We start from the raw sequence: 5,700 nt of genomic DNA, 5'->3' as shown, positions 1-5,700 counted from the left end.
CTAACAAACGGCTCAAGAGGGATTGCCAACGCGTGGCGGCTTTGGTTCAAAATTGAAGTTCAGTGTTTACGGTGTGTTTTTTGAGTTCGGCTATGCGTTGTCAACCCCTTAGCCGGGCGTTATGTTTAATCAGCATCACATGCTTGAACTGTTTTTATATACAGTTGTTTATATTTGCTTATCATAGCTAGCTTTTCAGGCATTAGAAGAATTCAAGATGATCAATTATCTAGAGAGCGGCATTAAAGAACTCGTTGAAGAGTTCATTTCTAGTGGGAAACCTTACCCATCAAAACAAACTATTTCTGAACGTCGTGCAGGCTACCTATCAAGTACGGTATTAGCGGGCTCTAGTCCTGAAATGGCAGATGAGTTTGTGGATGAATTAGATGGAATACAAATCAAAATTTATAAGCCAGCCGATAAAGCTAATTTACCAATTACGATTTACTTTCATGGTGGTTGTTTCATTAGTGGTGGTCATGAAACACATGATGTACAACTAAGGCAGTTAGCTCATTTGTCAGAGACAATAGTGGTTTGTATTAAATACCGATTGGCACCAGAGCATACATACCCATCAGCTCATGATGATGCATTTCAGTCAGTGTTAAGTATCAAAAAATATGGTCATAAATACGGCGGTGATACTGAAAATGTATTTTTTATCGGGGATAGTGCAGGCGCACAATTAGCCCTTGCTACGGCACTCCGCCTTAAAAACAACGGTCATTGGCTACCAAAAAAGCAAGTCTTAATCTATCCAATGATTGATCCAAAAGGTAAATCAGAGAGTTACCAGAAAAACGGTACAAATTATATTATTACAGCTCAAATGTTGCTTTCTGGCTTTCAGCTTTATGCCGGTGACTTAGAGCGGTTATCTTGTGAGTCAGAACTCAATTTATTGTTAAGACAAGATTTCCAAGGTTTACCGCCAACATTGATTATTACGGCAGAATTTGATCCACTAAGAGACGAAGGCGAGCAGTTATACAGGTTACTTCTTTCACAAGGAGTTGAAGCTTATTGTGAACGATATCTAGGTGTTATACATGGTTTCTATCAATTGTCAGGTATAAGTGAATCTGTAAGACGTTGTATTAGAAATATTGCAGCTACAATCAAAAATTAAACATAACAAACGCTTCAAGAGGGACTTCCAACGCGTGGCATTTTTATTGTACGTTGATTTTTGTGGTTACGGTGTTATACGGAAACTTGGTAGTAGCGTTGTCAGCCCCTTAAGCGGGCGTTAGCCGTTTTAGGAGGTTTCATGAACAATCGGGTAGTTTTTACTGGTGGTCCAGGTTCAGGAAAAACTTCGGTGATTAAATTTTTAGAGCAATTGGGATATCCAAGTGCTACAGAAGTCGGTCGTAAAGTCATTCAAATGCAAACTGAGCGTGATGGAGCAGCTTTACCTTGGAAAGATAAAGTCGCATTCCGTGATGCAATGGTTCTTGAAGAACTCAATAATTACAAAGTGCACGACAACTCAGTTCTGACTTTCTTTGATCGAAGCATTATTGATTCTTATGGGTACAGTCAGCTTGAACAAATAGCTATTTCAGAGATCTTATTAAGAAGTTGCCACGAGCTAACCTATCACAGAAAAGTATTCATTTTCCCACCGTGGGAAACGATCTATGAAAATGACATCGAGCGTAAGCAAGATTTTAATGAGGCTGTTGCGACATACCATGAAATGGTGAAAGCCTATGAAAGGTTTGGTTATGAACTGATTGAAGTTCCAAAGGTTTCAGTCGGAGATAGGGCTGAGTTCATCTTAGATACGGTGAGCAACGGCTAACAAACGCCTCAAGAGGGACTGTCAACGCGTAGCGTTTCCAGTCCAATTGAGCCGCGGTGGTTACGGTGGTTGTGTTTGAGTTTAGTGGTGATGCGTTGTCAGCCCCTTAGCCGGGCGTTATGGCTATCAAGTTGAGTTCATCATTAATGTCGGTAAATTGGTTTAAATTGGAGTACTATTCTGCGATTAAACTTGCTGAAGAACTCGATGACAATACCAATTAAAAATGTATCAAATCCGGAAATATCGTGCTCAAACTGCCATGCTTGTTGTTGCCGTTTGGAGGTTATGATCATTACCGATACAGGTGTACCAGAGCAGCACATTGCATTTGATGAATGGGGTGGAGAAACTATGCTGCGTTTGTCAGATGGTTGGTGTTCAGCTCTAGATCGTGAAACGTTCATGTGCACAATTTACGAAAATCGCCCTTGGATTTGTCGAGAATTCGAAATGGGCTCTTACGAATGTCGAGATGAACGGATAGACCTTTCCTAAATTTTACCCAATAAATCAGTAAGTTGTTAGCCATAACAAACGGTTCAAGAGGGACAGCCAACGCGTGGCATTTTATTATGCGTTGGTTTTTGTGGTTACGGTGTTATGCGGAAGCTTGGTAATGGCGTTGGCTGCCCCTTAACCGGGCGTTAGGCGATGAGGAGGGTTCATTGTTCGAAGTAGGTAAAATCTATAACCGTCGTTCTGATATTCACGGTGTATACAAAGGTCGACAGTATGGTGGCATTGCTACACCAGCTAATCATCCTTATGTATTTATATTTACCAGTGATGCAGGTGAAGAGTTCGGCTATTCTGATGGTTTTGGTCCAGATGGTACGTTTAGGTATACAGGCGAAGGCCAAGAAGGTGACATGCAAATGGTCAAAGGTAATTTGGCTATCTTCGAACACCAGAAAAATAAAAAAGAAATCTTGTTGTTTGAGTCGACTACAAAAGGTTTTGTGCGTTTCGTCGGTGTATGTAGTTACATTGAACATCATATCGAGCAGAGACCTGACAAAAATAGTCAGCTTCGAGATGCTTTCATTTTTCACTTGGATGTACTTCCGCAGTCAAGGCTTCCCGGCGTAGAAAATGGAAAGGCTCCGTACTTGACCAAACCGACTAAAAGCAAATCACTTAAGCAATTACGCGATATCGCTACAGCTGTGACACCTAGTAATGTGGATGTTAAAGAACAAGTTGTTCACATCCGTTACCGTAGCGAGGCTATTAAGTTATATGCTAAAAAGCGTGCAAATGGGGTTTGTGAAGGTTGCAGAAGTAAGTCGCCCTTTGAAACGAAGGAAGGACCTTATCTAGAAGTCCATCATTTAACCAGGCTTGCTGACGGTGGTGCTGATTGCCCGGAAAATGTTATCGCTCTATGCCCTACGTGTCATCGGAGAGCGCATTATTCAATCGACAGCAAAGAATTCAACGAGCAGTTGTTAAAAGTAGCCCTTAGCATCGAAGAAAAAATCGCCTAACAAGCAATTTAAGAGGGATTCCCAACGCTTGGCATTTTTGCTTCTACTTCAAATTTAGTGTTTATGGCACAATGCTTTAGGTTGGGTGGTAGCGTTGCTCACCCCTTAATTGGGCGTTATGCAACTCAGGTAAATTTAGGGGTTCAATCTTTTTAGGTTTCTCCGGCCATTCGTTTTATGTTGTCGGCAAATGAGCTTTTTTACCCTAAAATTCGTGGTTAACTCAAGCCGTAAAACAGGCAAAGTTCTTTGTTTGCCTCAATGAGTTTTGGTGCTGGTTTGTTGCCAATTCAGCGTGCGCAAAGTGTGGAAAGGGCAAGTTAATCGAGCATTTTGCACTTGCTGAAAGGTGGACTTTGTTTTGGCGGCTAATTTATCACGGCTCCTACTTGGGTTGATTCTTGAATCACTCAACCATTGCAATCGTGGCTTTTGATCGTGTGAAGTCAGTTTATCTTATTGAATTTGCATAATAAACGGCTCAAGAGGGATTGCCAACGCTTGGCGACTTTAGTGCAAAATTGAAGTTCAGTGTTTACGGTGTGTTTTTTTGAGTTCGGCGGTGCATTGCCAACCCCTTAGCCGGGCGTTATGATTCACCCTGATTCAGTAAAACATCTTGATATCTCGGTAAAAATTTTCATGCGTGCCTAGGGCGATGAGTTCAAGAGTCACCGTCCCATCTTGATAGCTATAGCCAAGAAGAGTGAGTTGCTTAACCATTTTGAATTTATAAACACGGAGAAAGGACAAATCTCCTTTTTTCTGCTCACCTAAAAGCGGATCTTCGATAAGTGCTTTGACCGCATTGTCCAGATCCACTTTCTGATTTTGGTGGAGTTTTTTAACGGTTTTCTTGAATGATGGCGTTTGAAGAACCTGTGTAATATTAGCCAAAGTTGTATGCCTCAAGTTTTCCGGCTTCTTTTTCAGCTTTAGCTATAATGGCTTGTCGAACAAATTCATAAGGTAAATCTGGGTTATCTTCCATCATTTCCCCAATTTTAGCCCAGTGTTCAATTTGTTTTGGTGTAGTGCGATTCAATGCTTTGGCCATGATAGCGGCTTTATCTACGAGGTCTTGATCAAGGCGTATGCTAGCGGTAGACATAATGTGCTCCTTCATTTAAAGTTTTAATAATTGTAGCGTGGTGCTACGAAGGTAGCAAGATGAATCATAACAAACGGCTCAAGAGGGATTGCCAACGCGTGGCGGCTTTAGTACAAAATTGAAGTTCAGTGTTTACAGTGTTTTTTTTGAGTTCGGCGGTGCGTTGTCAACCCCTTAGCCGGGCGTTATGTGTTTGATGAGTTTTTAAGGTCAAAGCTACGATTTCATTGAGAATTCGTTCCGTGTTTTCGGCAAGTTGGCTTGGTCGAAATGGATTCTTGAACAATCTGAGATTGATCGTTTTCAAGGTTCTTGGGTTGCCTCAATTAAGTTTTGGATCTGGTTTGTGTTGAGTTTTATCGGTTTCAAATCGCTTCAATTGAAATGCATTTTTGACTGATTTGCTTGCTGACATTCAGCACTGAAAGTCTGGTGACGCAAAAGGTTTGGTTATGGCTGAAAGGGCGCTTTCTTTGTTGTTGATCCTGCAAGTGGTTCCCTTTGGCTCAGATCGCTGTGAAATTTAGGGTTTGGTAAGCATTAGTTTTTCACGTAACTTATTAAAATTTCTTCATTTCTACGGTGGTTTACTTTGAATTCATGGGGAAATTCACATAACAAACAATTCAAGTGGATTCTCAACGCGTGGCAGTTTTACTATGCGTCAAGTAAAGTGTTTTACGGTGCAATGCAGCGGCTTGGCCAGTGCGTTGTTCACCACTTAATTGGGCGTTATGCAGTTCTACAGGTTCAACGGAAACTAAAAGACGTCAGCCCAATGTATTTGAACTGACGGAGCTTTACTCTTTTTGTCTATAAGGTGTTTATTCTGCGGCTTTTACTCTGATTTTGCTTTTGGCAACGTCAGAAAGGTTTAGGCTAGAAATTGCAGCATTAGCTTCGTTTTCGTTTGGCATTTCGACAAAAGCAAAGCCTTTTGATTGACCCGTTACTTGGTCTAAAACAAGCGTACATTCGGCTACGGAGCCATGAGCTGAGAATAAAACACGAAGTTCTTGTTCAGTTGTAGAGCGAGATAGATTGCGAACTAAAAGTTTCATGATGAACCAGTTGGTAGTAAATGACAGTGCGAATTGTGGCAGCTAAAGATAAGTTTGGCTAAGCAATTCGTTCTTTATACTGAGTATTGGTTAAAAAACTGCATAACAAACGGCTCAAGAGGGATTGTCAACGCGTGGCGACTTTAGTTTAAAATTGAAGTTCAGTGTTTAAGGTGTGTTTTTTGAGTTCGGCGGTGCGTTGTCAACCCCTTAGCCGGGCGTTAT

At 41.2% G+C, this 5,700-nt stretch carries 7 protein-coding genes; 4 read left to right on the top strand and 3 right to left on the bottom strand.

Annotation, left to right across the window (positions count from 1 at the left end; all coding sequences use genetic code 11):
• Window positions 1-217: 217 nt before the first annotated feature.
• The 4 genes from AACT23_RS12410 to AACT23_RS12395 all read left to right on the top strand — a co-directional run bounded on the left by AACT23_RS12410 (window position 218) and on the right by AACT23_RS12395 (window position 3,303).
• On the top strand, window positions 218-1,135 hold the full coding sequence (locus AACT23_RS12410; RefSeq protein ID WP_094128118.1) for an alpha/beta hydrolase: 918 nt from the start codon (window positions 218-220) through the stop codon (window positions 1,133-1,135).
• A gap of 141 nt (window positions 1,136-1,276) precedes the next feature.
• A complete protein-coding gene (locus AACT23_RS12405) occupies window positions 1,277-1,813 on the top strand; it encodes an AAA family ATPase (RefSeq protein ID WP_094128115.1) in 537 nt (178 codons plus the stop codon).
• Between the two features lie 207 nt (window positions 1,814-2,020).
• Window positions 2,021-2,311, top strand: a complete 291-nt coding sequence (locus AACT23_RS12400; RefSeq protein ID WP_080569473.1) for a YkgJ family cysteine cluster protein — start codon at window positions 2,021-2,023, stop codon at window positions 2,309-2,311.
• A gap of 170 nt (window positions 2,312-2,481) precedes the next feature.
• Window positions 2,482-3,303, top strand: a complete 822-nt coding sequence (locus AACT23_RS12395; protein WP_094128112.1) for an HNH endonuclease — start codon at window positions 2,482-2,484, stop codon at window positions 3,301-3,303.
• A gap of 606 nt (window positions 3,304-3,909) precedes the next feature.
• Here AACT23_RS12395 and AACT23_RS12390 read toward each other — a convergent pair.
• From AACT23_RS12390 to AACT23_RS12380, 3 genes are all read right to left on the bottom strand, one after another.
• The gene (locus AACT23_RS12390; RefSeq protein ID WP_019280985.1) at window positions 3,910-4,200 is read right to left on the bottom strand and encodes a type II toxin-antitoxin system RelE/ParE family toxin; all 291 of its coding nucleotides are present in this window, start codon (window positions 4,198-4,200) and stop codon (window positions 3,910-3,912) included.
• Entirely contained in the window at window positions 4,193-4,414 is a 222-nt protein-coding gene (locus AACT23_RS12385) for a TA system antitoxin ParD family protein (RefSeq protein WP_017044326.1), read from the bottom strand. The genes AACT23_RS12390 and AACT23_RS12385 overlap by 8 nt, the downstream gene beginning before the upstream one ends.
• Before the next feature lie 824 nt (window positions 4,415-5,238).
• The gene (locus tag AACT23_RS12380) at window positions 5,239-5,475 is read right to left on the bottom strand and encodes an RNA recognition motif domain-containing protein (protein ID WP_013867767.1); all 237 of its coding nucleotides are present in this window, start codon (window positions 5,473-5,475) and stop codon (window positions 5,239-5,241) included.
• Window positions 5,476-5,700: the final 225 nt, after the last annotated feature.

The organism is Vibrio sp. V09_P4A23P171 (genome assembly GCF_963875615.1).
Lineage (GTDB): Bacteria > Pseudomonadota > Gammaproteobacteria > Enterobacterales > Vibrionaceae > Vibrio > Vibrio anguillarum.
The sequence above is the reverse complement of the archived record's forward strand: the minus strand, read 5'-3'. Positions and strand labels throughout refer to the sequence as shown.

Coding starts and splice junctions, on each gene's coding strand:
- AACT23_RS12410 (WP_094128118.1), top strand. CDS start 218: ATGATCAATTATCTAGAGAGCGGCATTAAAGAACTCGTTGAAGAGTTC.
- AACT23_RS12405 (WP_094128115.1), top strand. CDS start 1,277: ATGAACAATCGGGTAGTTTTTACTGGTGGTCCAGGTTCAGGAAAAACT.
- AACT23_RS12400 (WP_080569473.1), top strand. CDS start 2,021: ATGACAATACCAATTAAAAATGTATCAAATCCGGAAATATCGTGCTCA.
- AACT23_RS12385 (WP_017044326.1), bottom strand. CDS start 4,414: ATGTCTACCGCTAGCATACGCCTTGATCAAGACCTCGTAGATAAAGCC.
- AACT23_RS12380 (WP_013867767.1), bottom strand. CDS start 5,475: ATGAAACTTTTAGTTCGCAATCTATCTCGCTCTACAACTGAACAAGAA.